The sequence below is a fragment of the Algibacter sp. YIN40 genome (assembly GCF_057219435.1).
The window spans coordinates 249,892-268,708 of sequence record NZ_JBXVVC010000001.1; the positions used below are offsets into that span (position 1 = coordinate 249,892).

Genomic DNA, 18,817 nt, shown 5'->3' on the forward strand with positions numbered 1-18,817 from the left:
ATGACTTTATCATTTTCAAAAATATCAAGTAAAGAACTTGTTAAAGGTGTTACAGGAAGATATGCACACACTAAAACCTTTACAGTTGGATATGTAACGATCGAGAAAGGTGCTATAATGCCCTTTCATTCACATATACATGAACAAACTACGCAAGTTGTTTCTGGGCAATTAGAAATGACTATAGATGGGAAAACTGAAATTTTAGAACCTGGAACGATCGCAGTAATTCCTTCAAATGCTTTGCATAGTGCTCGTGCTATAACAAACTGTGAAGTTATTGACACATTTTGCCCTATTCGAGAAGATTATAAATAATCTCTGTTGAAAAATATTTTCAAACTCATACTTAACATTATTCCAAGACCTTTGCTAATTAGGCTAAGTTATCTTGTTCGTCCTATTCTAGCTTTATTCCTAAAAGGTGATGTTTATACAGATCCAATAGATGGTAAAAGTTTTAAAAGCTTTTTACCTTATGGCTATGGCGAGCAACGAAACAATGCTTTATCTCCATCTACCTTAAGCTTAGAACGTCATAGACTTTTGTGGCTATATTTAAAAAATGAAACAGATTTCTTCACCGCAAAATTAAAAGTATTACATTTTGCGCCGGAACAAGCATTTTATAAGCATTTCAGGAAAATGGAAAATCTTGAATACACTACTACCGATTTAAATTCACCTCTAGCAGATGTTAAAGCAGATATTTGCAATCTTCCTTTTAAAGACAATGAATTTGATATTATTCTTTGCAATCATGTATTAGAGCATATTCCAAATGATATAAAAGCTATGGAAGAATTATATAGAGTTTTAAAAGTTAGTGGTATGGGAATATTTCAAATACCACAAGATTTGGGCCGGGAAGTTACTTTTGAAGATGACTCCATTACCGATAAAAAAGAGCGTGCCAAAATTTTTGGTCAATACGATCATGTGCGGATTTATGGCCGTGATTATTTTGAAAAATTAAGAAGTGTTGGTTTTAATGTAAATGAAGTGGATTACACAAAGAAGCTTTCTGAAGCACAAATAACCAAATATTGCTTAGCAAAAGGAGAGATTATTCCTGTAGTATCTAAATAATTACCCTTCTGGAAAACCATTTAATGCAAGGGTCTGTAACTCATTTGTTTCATTTTCAAAAATCAAATAAACCTTAAGCTCTGGATGTGTTTCAAGAAATGATTTAACCTTTTCAATTCCCATCGCTTTAAAGGCAGTAGCATAAGCATCTGCTGTCATACAACTTTCAGCAATTACAGATATGCTCAATAAATTCGTTTTACTTGGATATCCCGTTTTGGTGTCAATTATATGGGAATATCGGCTACCATTTTCATCAATCTTAAATTTTCTATAAGTTCCCGAAGTCGCCATTGCTTCGTTTTTTAAATTAATGGCCTTTAAAATTACCTGCTTTCTATCAAAATTTGGCTCTTCTACCCCAACTTTCCAGAGGCTTCTTTTTTCTAAGTTAATTCCTTTTACCCTTATTTCACCCCCTATTTCAACTAAGTAATTTTCAACGTTTTGAGATTCTAAAAACTCACCAATAACATCAACTCCATAACCTTTTGCGATAGCATTAAAATCTAAAAAAGTTCCTTTAGATTTAGAAATCTCATTATTTTTCTGGGACACTTTATTAAACCCAACAAAGGTCATTAGGCTATCTATTTTTAGACTATCCAGATTCGCAATAACACCTTCTGGACCAAAATCCCAAGCATTAACGACTGCGCCAATTGTAGGGTCGAATGCACCTTTTGTTTCTTCAAAAATTTTCTTGGAAGCATTAAAAACTTTTATGAAGTGCGCATCAACTTCATTAACTTCATTTCTATTTAATTTTGAAATATTTGAGTTAACTTGATACGTGGACATCGATTTATTGATGACGTAAAACAAGCTGTCAAATTGCTTTTGAAAATCAATATTCGAGTTATAAATAACTTTATAAGACGTGCCAAAAACTGCTCCGCTATTGATAGTGTTCTCTATAGAAAGTATTTCAGGCTTCTTCCTTTCATTTTTACATGAAAAAAAAATCAAACAAAAAAAGACTATTAGTATCTTATTCATTTAATTCAAATTAGTTTCTAAAACTTGAATTCCGTTATATTCCAATAGATATTCTTCATTCAAGTATATAGGTAATTTTTCTCCATTGGGATTTCCTATACCAACACCAGCATACAAAACTTTAGCATCTTTATCTCTAGCATGCTTTTTAAAAGATTCCATCCAAACTACATCATAATTATTAGGATTATCTGGTAAAACAACCGCTCTTACAATTACAAAAAAGTATTGTTTATTCTTATCCATACAAACAAACTGAGGGTGTTTTTTAAGTTTACTATTTACCGCAATGAACTCAAAACCTCGTTCTTCTAATTCTTGACCAACATGATTCATAGCTAAATTATGTAATTCTTGATCTGTAAGTGGTTTACTCATACCACAAAATTACTACTAATATCCATTTGATTAAAATTTTGATTACATTTAAAACAGATTTAAATTCACAATCAACCTATGGTGAAAAACCCAATTTCAAAAAGATTAGGCCTCTTTTTAGGTCCGTTATTTTTCATCTTCGTTCAGTTATTACCATTTGATATTCTTTCTAATAATGCAGACACCGTTATTGCAACTGCCTTATGGATGGTAACCTGGTGGATTACTGAAGCCGTGTCGATTTCGGTTACATCTTTACTCCCTTTACTTCTATTTCCGCTATTTAAAATTATGCCAATAGCCGATGTAGGTTCTAATTATGGAAGTCCAATTGTGTTTTTATTTTTTGGCGGATTCGTTTTAGCATTGGCTCTTGAAAAAGTAAATCTTCATAAAAGAATTGCATTGAATATTATTAAAAAAACGGGTACAACACCAAATAAAGTCATTTGTAGGATTTATGATTGCCACTGCTTTTATGAGTATGTGGATAAGTAATACGGCGAGTACCGTCGTAATGTTGCCAATTGCCATGTCCGTAATTAGATTACTCATTGATGACGAAGATGGCTTTACAAAGAAAGATCAAAATTTTGCTTTATGTGTTATGCTGGGTATTGCTTTTTCAGCTAACGCTGGAGGTATAGCTACTGTAATTGGCACTCCTCCTAATTCTGTTTTAATAGGCTTGCTTGAAAATGAATATAACATAGAAGTCTCATTCTTTAAATGGATGCTTATAGGTGTGCCGTTTTCATTTACCTTAATTACTATTATATACTTTGTTTTAGTAAAATTGATGTTTCCAAATAATGGCTTAAAATTTAGTGCTTCTAAAGATATTATCGATGATGAACTCAAGAAACTAGGAAAAACCTCTGGAAAAGAAAAACAAGTCTTAATTACCTTTGCGGTTATTGTGTTTCTTTGGGTGTTTAGAAGCTTAATCAATTCATTAATTCCAGGTTTAGGGTTATCGGATACCATGATAAGCATTTTTGGAGCTTTAGCTTTATTTACAATCCCTTTCAATCTAAAACAAGGTGACTATATATTAAAATGGAACGATACCCAAAAACTTGCTTGGGGTATTTTAATCCTTTTTGGTGGCGGTTTAGCGCTAGCAAAAGGCATGTCTTCAAGTGGCATAGTAGATACTGTAGCCACAGCTATTTCAACCAGTTCGATAAGTATTTTGTTAATGGCTAGCTTACTTATTCTATTGATGCTATTTATGACAGAACTTATGAGCAACGTTGCTTTAACAGCTGTTTTAGCCCCAGTAGTTGCTGGTATAGCTATAGGTTTAGAAATCCCGATGCTTTATTTATTGATTCCAGTAACCATGGCGAGTAGCTGCGCATTTATGCTACCTATGGCAACACCTCCAAACGCTATAGTTTTTGCCAGTGGTTATGTTAAAGTGAATCAAATGGCACGGGTTGGTATTGTTCTTAATTTAATATCTGTCGCCCTTTTAGTTTTAATGTTTCAGTTTTTTGTGCCTTTAGTGTTTTAGTTTGGCAAAATTTGTAAATTTAAACTTAATTATAGCCAACCAAACTACCTTAACTTATTCTAATTACAAGCTCTATGTAAGTATATGATTAAATTCTTTAGAAACATTCGCAAAAAACTGCTGACCGAAAATCGTTTTAACAAATACGCTCTTTATGCCATAGGCGAAATAGTTCTTGTAGTCATAGGTATTTTGATAGCACTTCAAATAAATAATCAAAATGAACTAAGAAAAGAGCAAGGGATTACAAATAAATACTACCAAGGCTTTGTTGAAGACTTAACAGCAGATAGATCAATGTTGGATACCTTAATTTATATTCGTAACAAACAACACGCTTGCGCCGAAGCTTTAATTAAGTCTGTTGAGCGCAAAAAAATTCATCTGGATTCATTTTATAATAACTACTATTACCTATTCCCCTTTTACAAGTTTGCCCCAAGACCTAACACTCTTGAAGAAGTTTTAAACAGTTCACAACTAAGGCTAATTACTAATGAAAATATAAAAACCAAGCTTCTTGAATTACGAAGTTTATATTCAAGAATTAAGGTTGGTGAAGAGCATGTTTATGAAGATCGAACAGTCTATTTATACAATCATAGAACATTAGACCATATTGAATTTAACGGTCTATATGTAAATGCCGAAAACAAATCGTTTTTAAAAAGCAAAGATGTTGAGCAATATAAAAAAGATGCCGAATATTTTTTGAATGATAGGTATTTTAAAAATTTCATGAATCTTTTAAAATTCAATTTAGACTATCAAATCCCCATACTTCTTGAAGCTCGTAAAGAATGTAATTTAATTATAGAGTTAATAAATGCGAAATTAAAAGATGATAAAATTCTTTAGAAACATCCGTAAAAAACTTTTGGCAGAAGGCAACACCAGCAAATATCTAAAATATGCTATTGGTGAAATTATATTAGTAGTCATTGGAATTTTAATTGCGCTTCAGATTAACAATTGGAATGAAGATAGAAAGGATAGGAAATTAGAAAAAGAATTCTTAGTCGCTTTAAAAGAAACTCTAAACCGTGATTTAGAAAGAAACTTGGCAAGTCAAAAAGTGAATCAAAGGGCTTTGAATTCCATACGTTTTTTAACAAAGCATATTGAACAAGATTTACCATACAACGACTCTCTAAAACACCATTTTGGAGCTATGAGTAATTTCCATTTTTGGGACTTAAGTGAAAGTGTCTTCGAATCTTTAAAAGCTAAAGGTTTGGATTTAATATCTAATAACAACCTAAGAGATTCTTTGGCGCTGGCGTATGGCAATCATAACAAATCAATCAATTTTGCAGGTTTTAGATACCACGACTATATGGATCACGCTATGTTTAATATTTTCAATAATCACTTTAAGGAGGCTTGGGGTAATGCCGTAAATAGTCCTAGTGCAACTATTATGGAACCATTAGACTACGAATCGTTAAAATCGAACAAAGAGTTTATGTACTTTTTGAAAACCCTTCCCAACCTGCATTATTATAAACTAACGACACCATTAAAAGATACTCAAATTTTGCTAGAGAGATTGCTTTTTCTAATTGATAAAGAATTAAAAAAACTTGACTGATATAAATGATTAAATTTTTTAGAAACATCCGCAAAAAGTTTTTGGCAGAAGGCAACACCGGCAAATACCTTAAATACGCCACTGGAGAAATTGTATTAGTAGTTATTGGAATTTTAATTGCCCTTCAAATTAATAATTGGAATGAAAATAAAAAAGCAAGAAGAACAGAAGTAAAATTATTAAATGAACTAAAAGCGGACCTCCTAAAAACCAAAGAAGACTTATTAACCGACATTGATAAATCCGTTATAAACCAGAATGTAACGGATTCTATTTATCTAAAAATAATAAGATATAGAGATAAAAATGAAGAATTAGAATTAAAAATATCTACCTCTTACCTTTCTGATAACCCATTACTTTATCCCAAATTAAGTGCCTACAAATCGCTTCAATCCTATGGAATAAATACAATAAACAATGATTCTCTAAGAAAACAGATTACCGAATTTTATGAGTTAAAACTAAATAGGGTTAACTATGTAGAATCTCTCATAATGGATTTAAATGAAACACAATTAAAAACGCACTTTAATCGTAATTCAATACCTAGTAACAACTGTCATAACTGCCTTACTTTAAAAGAACAATTTAAAATATACGACAAAACAAATCAAAACATCTTTATACTAGCAAATCCAAATGATGAATTCGTTCACATGCTAAAAAGTAAGTACGGCATGGTTGCCGAACTTGAAAGACGTTATTTAAATCTAAAAACTACAATTGATACTATTGTAAGACATATTAATGAAGACATTGGCATTATAAATGATTAAATTCTTTAGAAACATCCGTAAAAAACTTTTAGCCGAAGGCAACACCAGCAAATACCTTAAATATGCTATTGGTGAAATTATATTAGTTGTCATTGGAATTTTAATTGCACTTCAGATAAATAATTGGAACGAGGGAAGAAAACTCCTTGACAAAAGAGATAACTTAATATCATCACTCATTGAAGATTTTGAGTATAATACAAAAGAAAACAAAAACATTCTATTGTTATACGAGAAACAATTGAATACTATGGATAATTATTTCCATTTAATTTCTAAAACGAATCAAACAGTTTCCGTTGATTCCCTAAGAAACATGGCCCGATCTTTTTTTACCTTTGACACATTTTTTCCTAATATGACCGCTTATAATGAGGCAGAATCTAGTGGAAATTTAAGCTTGCTAGACAATAAATTATTACTGCAGGAATTCACGAAATTACAGCAAGAAATTGAGACTCTTAAATTGTATAATGAAGCGGGAACCTACACATTCCATAACGGTACAAGTTGGGAATTTAGAAAGAGTGTTGAACCAGGCACAATATATAATAGTATTTACTCGGGTTCAACTGCAAAAGATATTCCATATTCAGACTATCAATCCATTATGCAATCATCCTTGGCGAAGAATGCTTTACAAAACGAGAACATGATGATAGGAAATTGTTATAGTATTTTAAAAAGAATGAATAATAACTCCATAAACATTATTGAAATACTTCACAAAATGAAACAACCCAAATAAAGTTTAAGAACAAACCAATGATAAAATTCTTTCGAAACATCCGTAAAAAGCTTTTAGCCGAAGGCAACACCAGCAAATACCTTAAATATGCTATTGGAGAAATTGTATTAGTTGTTATTGGAATTCTTATAGCACTTCAAATTAATAATTGGAATGAAGACAGACTAGAACAAAGAGAAGAAACTAAATTGCTTGAAAATTTAAAAATCGATTTTAAACAAACAATTGTTGAGTTTAATGAGATGAACTCCAACAGACAAATTATCCTCTCTGCTAATTATGAATTAACCAAACTCAACGCAAATGATGAGTTTTTAAATACAAAGAAAATTGACACTTTAATAGGGTTTACATTTATAGTACCAACCTTTAATGGCAAATCTGGGTCGTTAATGGTTTTATTGAACTCAGGCAAAATAAATATTTTAAAAAACGAGGCGTTAAAAAAACTGCTTTTCTCATGGCCATCAGAGGTAGAAGACATGACTGAAGGCGAGATAGATTCAAAAAAGTTAACCCTTGAATCTTATCTACCAATAGTTAGAAAATATGCAAATGTATCAGAGATTATTCGTACTAGTCCTGTGCTACCAATAAAGCCACAAATTAGACCTAAAGGAATCAGTTCAAATTATAAAGATCTTCTTAATGACAGGGAATTCATTAGCTTACTATATCACTTAGAACTTTTTGCTTTAGATAATATACAAGAAACAGAAAAACTCATAAAAATTTCGGAATCAATTATTAAAATAATAGACTCCGAACTAAAACAATAATTCCAAGTATGATTAAATTCTTTAGATTATCGAAACAAAATTTTGCTTCTGCAAAATCAAATATCCAGTGGGCATTTGGTGGAGATAGCCGTTTGCGGAAAAAATCAACAACTATAAACGCATGATAAAGTTCTTAAGAAAAATACGTTACAACCTTATAAGTACAGGAAAGACATCCAAATACTTTAAATATGCCATTGGCGAAATTATTCTTGTGGTTATTGGTATTCTTATTGCTTTACAAGTTAACAATAGAAATGAAGATCAAAAAGAAAGAAAATCTGAAATAAGATATTTACAAAGGATTAAAGCAGATTTAGCACAAGATTCGCTAAGTATTTATAATGCTATCCAGTCAAATTTATACCGTAAAGAAAGAGCTGAATATTTACTACAATTAAGTAAACATAATACACTTGTAATCGATCAGCCTACTTACTTTATACAGAGTATCGAATATGCAGGTTACACGTATTCGCCAAGGCAGACAGATCACACTTATGAAGAAATCAAATCAGCTGGTGAACTGGCTTTGATTTTAAATGAAGATTTAAGAACTCAAATCTCTTCTTATTATGCAGAGTTGGAAAATAGATCGCAATATAGATTTATCACTCAGCAAATACAACTTAAATATCTTGACTATAGAATTGGAATTCTATCCGATGCACAACAAATACAAATGGGCAGTTTTAATGATAGTATAACTTACAGTAATGATGAAGCAATAAATGTTCTTAATAGAATGCTTTCAAAAGAAAAATTTATAACATTATTGCCATCAGTTATCCAGAGTAAGATAAGAACACATGAAAATTTAAACAGAAGATATAGTAATGTGAAACATATTATTGAATCTATAGAACAAGAATTGAACAAAAGAAACTAACTATATGATTAAATTCTTAAGAAACATCCGTAAAAAGCTTTTAGACGAAGGCAATACCGGTAAATACATAAAATATGCTATAGGTGAAATTATATTAGTTGTCATTGGAATTTTAATTGCGCTTCAAATCAACAATTGGAATGAAAACCAAAAATCCAAAAAAATAGAGAATGAATATCTTGTAAAATTGTACGATGATATATCATTGATGCAAAAAATGTATAATGACGAAATAAAGAATTACCCAAAAACTATTAATTCGGCTGAAAAAGGATTAAAATATTTGGAAAGTAAGGGAGAAAGAATCGATTTGAAACTGGACTTTACCAATACCTTAATAACCCATCAAACCTTAAAATCCTATCCAGAAATAAATACTACTTTCAATGAAATGATAAATTTAGGTGTTCTAGCAAGAATTAAAAATGAAGAATTAAAGTCTAACATTTCTTCAGTTTACAATTTAATCAAGGAGGCTAATAACGATATAAAATATTTCAGAGACGAGCTTGGAAGAGCAAGTGAATCCATTTACAAAGAGGTTATTTTTTCATATGACAATAAAGAATTAATTGTTTCATACAATATTGAAGATTTATATTCAGAAAAACCTTTTGTAAATGCCGTTGTTGAAATTATTGATGCGCGTCAGGATTATTATCACACTATTAAGCAAATAAACCCATTACTTAACGAAACAACTAAAATTCTCCTTAGAGAGCTAAGCATTAAATAAACAAATGATTAAATTCTTTAGAAACATTCGTAAAAAGCTTTTAAATGAAGGCAGCACAAGCAAATACTTTAAATACGCCATTGGTGAAATAATACTTGTGGTTATTGGGATTTTAATTGCGCTTCAAATTAATAATTGGAATCAAACACGTCTAGATAAAAACTTAGAAAAAACTATGCTCAAAGAGATTAAGAGTGCTTTGGTACAAGATTTAGAAAATGTTGAGATGATTAAGGCAAGAATATCAAGAAAGGCAGAAGGCATCCAAGAACTGCTCTCAATGATTGCTTCTAAAAAACCATACCCAGATTCTACATTGTTAAAGACATATAATAAAATGTCTCTAGGTTACACCGTTAACCTTAACAAAGGAGCTTTTGAGGGGTTAAAATCAATTGGACTTGATAAAATTTCTAACGATTCCTTAAGAAAAGAATTAATCTTGATTTATGAATTAGACTTTCCCACTACTGAGTATTTCTTTAAGAAGGATGATGAAGACACGAGAAATAAAGATTATAAATTACAACTTCATAATAAACTTTGGAAACGCATTCAAATACAAATGCCAAACAAAAATTACAAAATTGTAAGTAGTCCAATAAATTCGACAGAATTTTTAAATCAGGAAGAATTATTAGATCGAATAAAAATTGCTCAAGATAATTTGAACTACACTAACTTTAGAATTCCAGGTTTAGAGATGATTATTAAAGGCGGGATAAATATTATAGACAAAGAATTAGGCAAGCGATTACAAAATTAGTAATTCTTATTTATACGATACTTTTGTATCTTTAGGATAAAAAGTAGTTATGAAGACTTCTCTTCGGTTAGAATCAGCTATAAATGGACTGTACATAGCATTTCACAATAACACCTTAAACCCAGAGTGCTGTAAACAATGCGCCGTGGGTAATATTTTGAATAATACCGATAGTTGGAAACATTTATCTAATCATCATGGTAGTTTACAACTTAATTATGTGGGTAGCGTACATCAAACACTAGGAAGAAAATTTAATGGCTATGCGCCTTTAGAGTTATTACAAATAGAAGCTGCTTTTTTAAAAGCCTGTGGTTATAAATTACCTATTCATCATAAAAACAAAAAGCCGAAAAATCCAATGGACAAAGACAATTTATTTAAAGGTTTATGTGAAGTTATTGCATTTTTATGTCAATTAGATGGTGTTGAAAATGTGATGGATTATACGAAATTATTTGAAGTTGAAAATGACAAACCAAAATATACCTTAGTATAAAAGCTAACTTTGAAAGCAAAAAAAACCAACTCAATTGAGTTGGTTTTTTTTTGTTTATTATAGACCCTTCGACTGCGCTCAGGGTAACATTAATTTTAAATTTCGCTTTGCAACCTAGCCTCCAAAGTCATCAAATCTAATGTGCTCATCTGGGATACCAAAATCTTCTCCCATTTTTTGAACGGCTTTGTTCATTAATGGAGGTCCACAGAAATATAATTCGATATCCTCTGGTGACTCATGATGATTTAAATAATTATCAATCACACAGTTATGAATAAATCCAACAAATCCATCTCCATCTGCATCTATATTTTCTTTTACTTTCCAGTTATCTTCTGGCATTGGTTCAGATAATGCTAAGTGGAATTTAAAGTTAGGAAAATCTCTTTCCAATGCTTCAAAATGCTCTAGATAAAATAATTCACGTTTAGAACGACCACCGTACCAATAAGACACTTTACGTCCTGTTTTTAAGGTTCTGAATAAGTGGTATAAATGCGAACGCATTGGCGCCATACCAGCACCTCCACCAACATACAACATTTCAGATTCAGACTCATTTATAAAGAATTCTCCATAAGGGCCAGAAATAATTACTTTATCTCCTGGTTTCTGATTGAATATATATGATGATGCTACTCCAGGATTAACATCCATCCATCCATTTTTAGCGCGATCCCATGGTGGTGTAGCTATACGAACATTTAACATAATTTCACGCCCTTCAGCTGGGTAAGAAGCCATAGAGTAGGCTCTTTCAACCGTTTCTTGATTCTTCATTACTAAAGGCCAAAGATTAAACTTATCCCATTCTGCTTGAAACTTATCTGGTGTTTCATGCTCTTCAGGATGTGCCGTTATATCCATATCGGCAAATTTAATTTCGCATTCTGGAATTTCAATTTGAATATATCCTCCTGCTTTATAACCCATGTCCTCAGGAATTTCAACAACAAACTCCTTAATAAATGATGCTACATTATAATTACGAACTACAGTTGCTTCCCATTTTTTAATTCCAAATACTTCTTCTGGAATGGTAATGTTCATGTCTTGTTTTACTTTTACCTGACATGATAACCGTGCGCCTTCCTTTAATTCTTTTCTGCTAAAATGAGGTGTTTCTGTTGGTAAAGCTTCTCCGCCTCCTTCTAATACATGACATTCACATTGAATACATGTTCCACCACCACCACATGCAGATGGTAAGAATATTTTTTGAGCACCTAAAGTAGATAATAAGCTATCTCCAGAAGCTACTTCAATTTCTCTTTCACCATTGATAGTAATTTTTACTGGACCAGATGGTGATAACTTTTGTTTTACAAATAATAGCAATGCTACTAACAACAGCGTAATAATTAAAAAAGCTGTTACTGTTGCTATGACTGTTCCTAATGTACCTGCGGCTAATATCATATTACTCATTTACTTTTATGTTGTTAGCTAACACTTTTTTTTCGTCTATATCTTGTTTAGGCCCTTCAATTTGAGCAGTTTTTTCTTCTTTAGCACCTTCGTCATCTCCACCAGTTAACATTCCTCCAAAGCTCATAAAACCAATTGCCATTAGTCCTGTTATAATAAAAGTAATTCCTAAGCCTCTTAAAGCTGGTGGCACATTTGAATATCTTATTTTTTCGCGAATAGCCGCAATTGCTAAAATGGCTAAAAACCATCCAATCCCAGACCCAATACCATAAGTAGTTGCCAATCCTAATGTCGGTATTTCACGAGATTGCATAAATAATGAACCTCCTAAAATAGCACAGTTTACCGCAATAAGTGGTAAGAAAATACCTAATGAATTATATAATGATGGTGAGAACTTCTCAACAACGATTTCTACTAATTGTACCATGGTAGCAATAGTTGCTATAAACATGATAAATGATAAAAAGCTTAAATCGTAAGAGGCATATTCTTCACCTAACCAAGATAAAGCACCTGGTTGTAAAAGATACTGATCTAACAACCAGTTTAAAGGTACTGTAATAGCCAATACAAATATTACTGCAGCACCTAAACCAACAGCTGTACTAACCTTTTTTGAAACTGCAAGATAAGAGCACATTCCAAGAAATGTGGCAAATACCATGTTGTCTATAAATATTGATTTGAAAAATAATTCTATATGTTCCATATTATATTAGTCTTCTATTAATGCTTTATTTTTACTACGTTGTATCCAAATTATTATTCCTACAACTATTAATGCCATTGGTGATAATAACATAAATCCGTTATTCTCGTAACCATACTTATATAATCCTGATAATTCACCTGGTATAGGATTACCTAATACAGGAAAGCCTAATAATGTACCAGAACCTAGTAGCTCTCTAAAAAAGCCTACAATAATTAAAATAACACCATAACCTAAAGAATTCCCTATACCATCAAGAAATGAACGCCAAGGCCCGTTTGCTAAAGCGAACGCTTCAAAACGTCCCATAATAATACAGTTTGTAATTATTAAACCAACAAAAACCGATAATGTTTTACTCAATTCGTATGCAAAAGCTTTTAAAACTAAATCCACAATAATTACAAGTGTTGCAACAACTATAAGTTGCACTATGATTCTAATTTTTGATGGAATGATATTTCTCATTAAGGAAATAACCACATTACCTACACCTAATACAAATAATACTGAAATTGCCATTACAATTGAAGCTTCTAATTCTGCTGTAATTGCCAATGCTGAACAAATACCTAAAACTTGTATCGTAATTGGGTTGTTATCGGCTAGAGGATCTAAGATTAAGCTGGTATCTTTTTTAGAAAGTAAACCCATAATTAGTTAGTTTTTAAAGTTTTAAAATAAGGTAGATATAATTTTAAATCGCTTTTAATCATTGCCGAAACACCGTCACCTGTAATGGTTGCGCCAGCAATAGCATCTACTTCATTGTCATTTTTATCTATGTTTTTAGGATCTGCATTTCCTTTAGCTACATTAATTCCTTTAAAAACACCATTTGCCATTAAACTTTCACCTATAAAATCGTCCATAAAAAAACGTTGTTTAATGTTTGCTCCTAAACCTGGAGTTTCACCTTTATGGTCGAAATAAGCTCCTTGAACAACCATGTTTTCATCTAAAGCCACATAAGCCCATATTGCATCCCAAAGTCCTTTTCCTCTTATTGGAGCAATGTAAAATGTTTTACCTTCTTTTTCACCAACAAATAATGGTAAACGACGACTATAATCGTCTTCTTTTGCCAAAGCTTTTTCCTTTTTTACATCGATTAAATATGCCGTAGAATCTTCAATTGCTTTTCCGTTTTGAATAACAAGTTGCGTCTTAATATATTCTTTAAATAGTTTTGGCGCGTTTTCAGTAGATACGAAATTGGCACTTGTACCTTCATTTTCATTAATCCCCATTGCATACAAAATATTTTGTTGCTTTTCTAAACGCTCATTTTCGCTAATTCTTGGTTTTAAGGATGAAGCCATAAATGCCAATAATGCGCCAACAACAAATACCATTCCTATGGCAAATAATATAGTGTACGAATTTTTATCTGTTCTCTTTTCCATCGTTAGGCTGTTTTTGCTTTTAGACGTTTCATTCTTTGTTTCACATTACCTTGTACTACGTAATGATCTATGGTAGGTGCAAACACATTCATCAATAAAATTGCTAACATAACACCTTCTGGATATGCTGGATTAAATACGCGTATAAGAATAGAAATGAATCCTATTAAAAACCCATAAATCCATTTCCCCTTATTGGTTTGTGATCCTGTAACCGGATCGGTTGCCATAAACACAGTACCAAAGGCAAAACCACCAATTAATAAGTGATGCCACCATGTTGTACTCATTAATCCGTAGAATTTACTACTTTCAGTAATCCAACCAGAATCGACGACACCGTTAAAAATTAATCCCATAGCAACTGCACCAAGTGCAGAAGACAACATAATTCTCCAACTTCCTATTTTAGAAAAGATTAAGAATAAGCCTCCTAATATGATTAATAAGGTAGATGTTTCGCCAACTGAGCCAGGAATAAACCCTAAGAACATATCTGCAACAGAATGCGTCACCTCTTTCCCTTGAGCTAAAACACCTAATATAGTTTCGCCTGAAATAGCATCTAAATTTTCTCCAGCAGCAATTAGTTGATCTCTTTCTACAGCACCTTCTACCCAAACCTTATCTCCAGACATCCAAGTTGGATATGCAAAGAATAAAAAGGCTCTTATAGTTAAGGCTGGATTTAGAATATTCATTCCAGTTCCACCAAAAACTTCTTTACCTATTACTACCCCAAATATAACTGCTACTGCTAACATCCAAAGCGGTATATCAACTGGAACAATAAGCGGTACAAGCATTCCGGTTACTAAATAACCTTCTTCTACTTCGTGTCCTTTAATGATAGCGAATATAAATTCAATTCCCAAGCCAACGCCATAAGAAACTATTACTAATGGTAATATTTTCCAGAAACCAATAGAAAAGTTAGCCATTGTCCAAAACTCCGAACTCAAAAAACTTCCTGTTACCGCTTGAATATCTCCTACTGCTAAATTATGTTGATATCCAGCATTAAACATTCCAAACAATAAACAAGGCACCATAGCCATAATTACGGTATTCATGGTACGCTTTAAATCGTCGGCTGCTTTTATATGAGTCCCACCATGTGTGGTTTCATTAGGCAAGTATAAGAATGTATGAATAGCGTTAAACGCAGGCGCCATTTTGGTGCCTTTATACTTCATCTTTAATTTATGTAAATTACTTTTTAAACCCATTACCCTATCTCTTTTAGCATTAAGTCCAACCCTTCTCTTATAATTTTTTGATGTGGTTGCTTAGACACACAAACAAATTCTGTTAAAGCAAAATCTTCAGGTGCTACTTCATACATTCCTAAAGCTTCCATTTCATCTAAATCCTTATACATGCAAGCCTTTAAAATTTGCATTGGGTAGATATCTAGAGGAAAAACCTCTTCATACGTACCCGTAGTTACAAATGCTCTATGCTCGCCATTAGTATTTGTATTTAAATCGTATTGCTTTTTAGGGCTTAACCAAGAAAATGTTAAAGCTCTAGACGTAGATATTTTATTAAAAACAGGCTTGTTCCATCCAAATAACTCATAATCATCTCCTTCTGGAATAACAGAAATCACATTGCTGTAGTAATCTAAATTACCATCTGGCTTAATTTGTTTTCCGCTTAAAACATTTCCTGATATGATACGAGCATTGGCATCTTGAGCAATTCCTTTATCGTAAATAATGGTTGCAACTTCACTGCCAATCTTAGTAGTGAAATATCTTGGTTTTTCTACCGAAGAACCAACTAATGCAACAACACGTTCAGCGTTAAATTTACCGGTTAATAAAAGTTCACCAATAATAACTAAATCTTGTGCATTCACAGTCCAAGCTACTTCTCCTTTATTAATGGGGTCAACTTTATTAATTAGCGTACCCACATTTCCTGAAGGATGTGGTCCAGAAACTTTATGATTAGTAACTCCAGTTAAACCAACTAATGGTGAGCTAGAATTTTTACCAACAGCCATATGTACAGAACCTTCGGTTAACTTACCCAGGGCTACCGCTGCAGCTTGCAATTCTGATTCTTTACCTTTTAAAGTAAAATCTAAATCTGCCGCCAATGGTGCACTTGCATATCCGGAAATAAATATCGCTTTTGGCGACTTTTCTGGATTGGCGATAACATCATATGGGCGTTGCTTTATAAATGGCCAACATCCAGAAGCGAGCAAATGTGCTTTAACTTCATCTGCATTTGCAGCATCTAAATTAAATTTACCGAAATCTTGATAAACTTGTGTTTTATCTGCTTCAATTTTAATAGCATCGATGCGTCTTTTTGGTCCTCTTAACACTTCAATCACTTTTCCAGAAACAGGTGATGCAAATTTTATTGCTTCTTTCGATTTATCGAAAAACAATGTCTCCCCTGCCTTAACAACAGCGCCTTCTTTTGCAACAAGTTTTGGAATAGTACCGTGAAAATCTTCTGGTCTAATGGTGCAGTAGTTACTGATAATACCTTGCTCTACGGTTTTTTCAGCTTCACCTTTAAGTTTAATGTCCAGACCTTTTTTAATACGAATGTCGTTTGACATATTTATTTTATTGAAATTAGTTGTCTAAAAATCGGTGCAAAAATACGAATTAAATAAACAGTTTTCACAATAAATGACTCAGAAATTTATTAGCATTTAAAGAAGTTTCGTTTTAGGCATTATATTTGTTTTATATTTACGAAAAACATGATTTTAATGCCATTTAAGTCTTTTTTATTACTGCTTTTAATCTTAATTCCAGTATGTACTTTTTCACAAGTTGAAGAAATAAATCCACCAGATTATATTAAAACTATAAAGTTCAAAGGAGACACTCCAGAGAGCCAGTTACCTGTATTAAAACTAGGTGAATATCTGGTTCTAGAATTTGATGCTTTAAATGGGGATGAAGAAGATTATTATTATAAAATTAAACATTATAATTTCGATTGGACGCCATCTGTGTTAGTGCAATCTGAATTTTTAAATGGTTTTGATAATCAACGTATTAGAAATTATGAAAATTCATTAAACACCTATCAAATTTACTCAAACTATAAGCTTAGTATTCCCAATCAATATACAAGAGGCCTAAAGGTTTCTGGAAATTATATGCTTGAGATCTACAATAGCTATGACGAACTTGTTTTTTCTAGAAAATTCATGATTTATGAAGACAAAACAAATGTTGGTGTTAGCTTAAAGAGAGCTAGAGACATTCAATATATTGAAGGAAAACAGCGTGTCGAAGTTGTTATTTCATCAAGCAACATGCAACTAAATAATCCAAATCAAACAGTTAAAACACTTATTGTTCAAAACAATAATTTAAATACTGCCATTTCTGGATTAAAACCTCAGTACACTATTGGAAATCAACTTATTTACAGATACGATTCAGAATCTAGTTTTTGGGGTGGTAACGAGTATTTATTTTTTGAAAATAAAGATGTACGAGCGGCTAATACTGGCATTCAAGGTATAGACCTAAAAGATATTTACCATAATTATTTGTTTACCAATTTTGAAAGAGCGTCTCGTACTTACACATATAATCCAGATATTAACGGGAATTTTGTTGTTCTTAATATAGATGCCGAAAATACAAGTATTGAAGCCGATTATGTTTGGATGCACTTTTCACTTTTACCACAGGATAGTTTTAAAGATAAAGAGATCCATGTGTACGGTAATTTTAACAATTATGCTATAGATGAAAGCACCAAAATGTTTTATGACGACCATGATAATATCTACAAATCTTCAATACTCTTAAAACAAGGGTTCTACAATTACAAATACATAATTGTGAATAAGAATGGAGAGTTTGAGGAAGGCGCTATAAGCGGAAACTTTTATCAAACAGAAAACAATTACAAAGTACTAGTTTATTACAGAGACTTGGGTGGCCGATACGATAAAATAATTGGGCTTGGTGAAGGAAGCTCTATTAATATTTCTAATTAAAGCTGTATTTCAACCGATTTTTCTATCAAATACGTTAAAATTTATCGTTAACCACTTAATATTTACTATTTTAGACCCCGTAACCAAATCCCATATTTATCATTAACAATGGTACAACAAGTAACAAGAGGTATAAAAATTTCGGTTATTACGAATTACGAAGGCTCGTTTTATAAAAATTATAAAATACAGTATGCCTTTGAGTATACGATAACCATAGAAAACCAGAGCAAAGATTCTGTGCAGTTAAATGCGCGTCATTGGGAAATTTTAGATGCTTTAAATAATGTTGAAGTTGTTTCTGGAGAAGGTGTTATTGGCAAGAAACCTGTATTAAAACCAGGCGAATCTCACACTTATACATCTGGTTGCTTACTCACATCCCCCTTTGGTGCTATGCAAGGGCACTACAGCATGGTTAATTTTACAACTACTAGAAAGTTTAAAGTAATTATTCCAACATTTAAGTTGAGTGCTCCATTTGCTATAAATTAATAAG

General features: G+C 32.0%; 21 protein-coding genes and 1 pseudogene. 14 read left to right on the forward strand and 8 right to left on the reverse strand.

What is annotated here, in order from left to right; genetic code table 11:
• Both AC2D6V_RS01220 and AC2D6V_RS01225 read left to right on the forward strand, forming a co-directional pair.
• Positions 1-318, forward strand: coding sequence for a cupin domain-containing protein (locus AC2D6V_RS01220; protein ID WP_484646218.1), 318 nt, complete (start codon positions 1-3; stop codon positions 316-318).
• A gap of 6 nt (positions 319-324) precedes the next feature.
• Entirely contained in the window at positions 325-1,089 is a 765-nt protein-coding gene (locus AC2D6V_RS01225; RefSeq protein WP_484646219.1) for a class I SAM-dependent methyltransferase, read from the forward strand.
• Here the strand turns inward: AC2D6V_RS01225 and AC2D6V_RS01230 are convergent, their stop codons facing one another.
• A complete protein-coding gene (locus AC2D6V_RS01230) occupies positions 1,090-2,088 on the reverse strand; it encodes an FAD:protein FMN transferase (RefSeq protein ID WP_484646220.1) in 999 nt (332 codons plus the stop codon).
• Positions 2,089-2,466 carry a Na(+)-translocating NADH-quinone reductase subunit F gene (locus AC2D6V_RS01235; RefSeq protein WP_484646221.1) on the reverse strand — a complete coding sequence of 126 codons (378 nt, stop codon included), beginning with the start codon at positions 2,464-2,466 and terminating at the stop codon, positions 2,089-2,091.
• 78 nt (positions 2,467-2,544) lie between these two features.
• Here AC2D6V_RS01235 and AC2D6V_RS01240 point away from each other — a divergent pair.
• The 10 genes and pseudogenes from AC2D6V_RS01240 to AC2D6V_RS01285 all read left to right on the forward strand — a co-directional run bounded on the left by AC2D6V_RS01240 (position 2,545) and on the right by AC2D6V_RS01285 (position 10,772).
• Positions 2,545-3,985: pseudogene (locus AC2D6V_RS01240) on the forward strand (SLC13 family permease).
• An 84-nt stretch (positions 3,986-4,069) separates the two neighbouring features.
• A complete protein-coding gene (locus tag AC2D6V_RS01245) occupies positions 4,070-4,843 on the forward strand; it encodes a DUF6090 family protein (protein WP_484646222.1) in 774 nt (257 codons plus the stop codon).
• A complete protein-coding gene (locus tag AC2D6V_RS01250) occupies positions 4,827-5,576 on the forward strand; it encodes a DUF6090 family protein (RefSeq protein ID WP_484646223.1) in 750 nt (249 codons plus the stop codon). The genes AC2D6V_RS01245 and AC2D6V_RS01250 overlap by 17 nt, the downstream gene beginning before the upstream one ends.
• Before the next feature lie 5 nt (positions 5,577-5,581).
• On the forward strand, positions 5,582-6,355 hold the full coding sequence (locus tag AC2D6V_RS01255) for a DUF6090 family protein (RefSeq protein ID WP_484646224.1): 774 nt from the start codon (positions 5,582-5,584) through the stop codon (positions 6,353-6,355).
• Entirely contained in the window at positions 6,348-7,103 is a 756-nt protein-coding gene (locus tag AC2D6V_RS01260; protein ID WP_484646225.1) for a DUF6090 family protein, read from the forward strand. The genes AC2D6V_RS01255 and AC2D6V_RS01260 overlap by 8 nt, the downstream gene beginning before the upstream one ends.
• Positions 7,104-7,120: 17 nt before the next feature.
• The gene (locus AC2D6V_RS01265; RefSeq protein ID WP_484646226.1) at positions 7,121-7,882 is read left to right on the forward strand and encodes a DUF6090 family protein; all 762 of its coding nucleotides are present in this window, start codon (positions 7,121-7,123) and stop codon (positions 7,880-7,882) included.
• 121 nt (positions 7,883-8,003) lie between these two features.
• A complete protein-coding gene (locus AC2D6V_RS01270) occupies positions 8,004-8,771 on the forward strand; it encodes a DUF6090 family protein (protein WP_484646227.1) in 768 nt (255 codons plus the stop codon).
• Between the two features lie 4 nt (positions 8,772-8,775).
• Positions 8,776-9,507: a hypothetical protein gene (locus AC2D6V_RS01275; protein ID WP_484646228.1), complete on the forward strand. Its 732-nt coding sequence runs from the start codon at positions 8,776-8,778 to the stop codon at positions 9,505-9,507.
• A 4-nt stretch (positions 9,508-9,511) separates the two neighbouring features.
• A complete protein-coding gene (locus tag AC2D6V_RS01280; protein ID WP_484646229.1) occupies positions 9,512-10,273 on the forward strand; it encodes a DUF6090 family protein in 762 nt (253 codons plus the stop codon).
• Between the two features lie 49 nt (positions 10,274-10,322).
• Positions 10,323-10,772 (forward strand): Na(+)-translocating NADH-quinone reductase subunit F, encoded by a 450-nt coding sequence (locus AC2D6V_RS01285; RefSeq protein ID WP_484646230.1) that lies wholly within the window; start codon positions 10,323-10,325, stop codon positions 10,770-10,772.
• 114 nt (positions 10,773-10,886) lie between these two features.
• On the opposite strand, the gene nqrF is transcribed toward AC2D6V_RS01285, so the two are convergent.
• Genes nqrF through AC2D6V_RS01315 form a run of 6 tightly spaced genes read right to left on the reverse strand, consistent with a single transcriptional unit; the run spans position 10,887 to position 16,911 of the window.
• Positions 10,887-12,194: an NADH:ubiquinone reductase (Na(+)-transporting) subunit F gene (gene nqrF, locus AC2D6V_RS01290; RefSeq protein WP_484647498.1), complete on the reverse strand. Its 1,308-nt coding sequence runs from the start codon at positions 12,192-12,194 to the stop codon at positions 10,887-10,889.
• Position 12,195: 1 nt separating this feature from the next.
• Positions 12,196-12,918 (reverse strand): NADH:ubiquinone reductase (Na(+)-transporting) subunit E, encoded by a 723-nt coding sequence (nqrE, locus tag AC2D6V_RS01295; protein WP_484646231.1) that lies wholly within the window; start codon positions 12,916-12,918, stop codon positions 12,196-12,198.
• A gap of 6 nt (positions 12,919-12,924) precedes the next feature.
• On the reverse strand, positions 12,925-13,575 hold the full coding sequence (locus AC2D6V_RS01300; RefSeq protein ID WP_484646232.1) for an NADH:ubiquinone reductase (Na(+)-transporting) subunit D: 651 nt from the start codon (positions 13,573-13,575) through the stop codon (positions 12,925-12,927).
• 2 nt (positions 13,576-13,577) lie between these two features.
• The gene (locus AC2D6V_RS01305) at positions 13,578-14,327 is read right to left on the reverse strand and encodes a Na(+)-translocating NADH-quinone reductase subunit C (protein ID WP_484646233.1); all 750 of its coding nucleotides are present in this window, start codon (positions 14,325-14,327) and stop codon (positions 13,578-13,580) included.
• 2 nt (positions 14,328-14,329) lie between these two features.
• Positions 14,330-15,556 carry an NADH:ubiquinone reductase (Na(+)-transporting) subunit B gene (locus AC2D6V_RS01310; protein WP_484646234.1) on the reverse strand — a complete coding sequence of 409 codons (1,227 nt, stop codon included), beginning with the start codon at positions 15,554-15,556 and terminating at the stop codon, positions 14,330-14,332.
• Positions 15,556-16,911: a Na(+)-translocating NADH-quinone reductase subunit A gene (locus AC2D6V_RS01315; protein ID WP_484646235.1), complete on the reverse strand. Its 1,356-nt coding sequence runs from the start codon at positions 16,909-16,911 to the stop codon at positions 15,556-15,558. The genes AC2D6V_RS01310 and AC2D6V_RS01315 overlap by 1 nt, the downstream gene beginning before the upstream one ends.
• 156 nt (positions 16,912-17,067) lie before the next feature.
• Between AC2D6V_RS01315 and AC2D6V_RS01320 the strand changes: the two genes are divergently transcribed.
• Together AC2D6V_RS01320 and apaG are read left to right on the forward strand one after the other, a co-directional pair.
• Entirely contained in the window at positions 17,068-18,318 is a 1,251-nt protein-coding gene (locus AC2D6V_RS01320; RefSeq protein ID WP_484646236.1) for a type IX secretion system plug protein, read from the forward strand.
• Between the two features lie 108 nt (positions 18,319-18,426).
• Positions 18,427-18,813, forward strand: a complete 387-nt coding sequence (gene apaG, locus AC2D6V_RS01325) for a Co2+/Mg2+ efflux protein ApaG (protein WP_484646237.1) — start codon at positions 18,427-18,429, stop codon at positions 18,811-18,813.
• Positions 18,814-18,817: the final 4 nt, after the last annotated feature.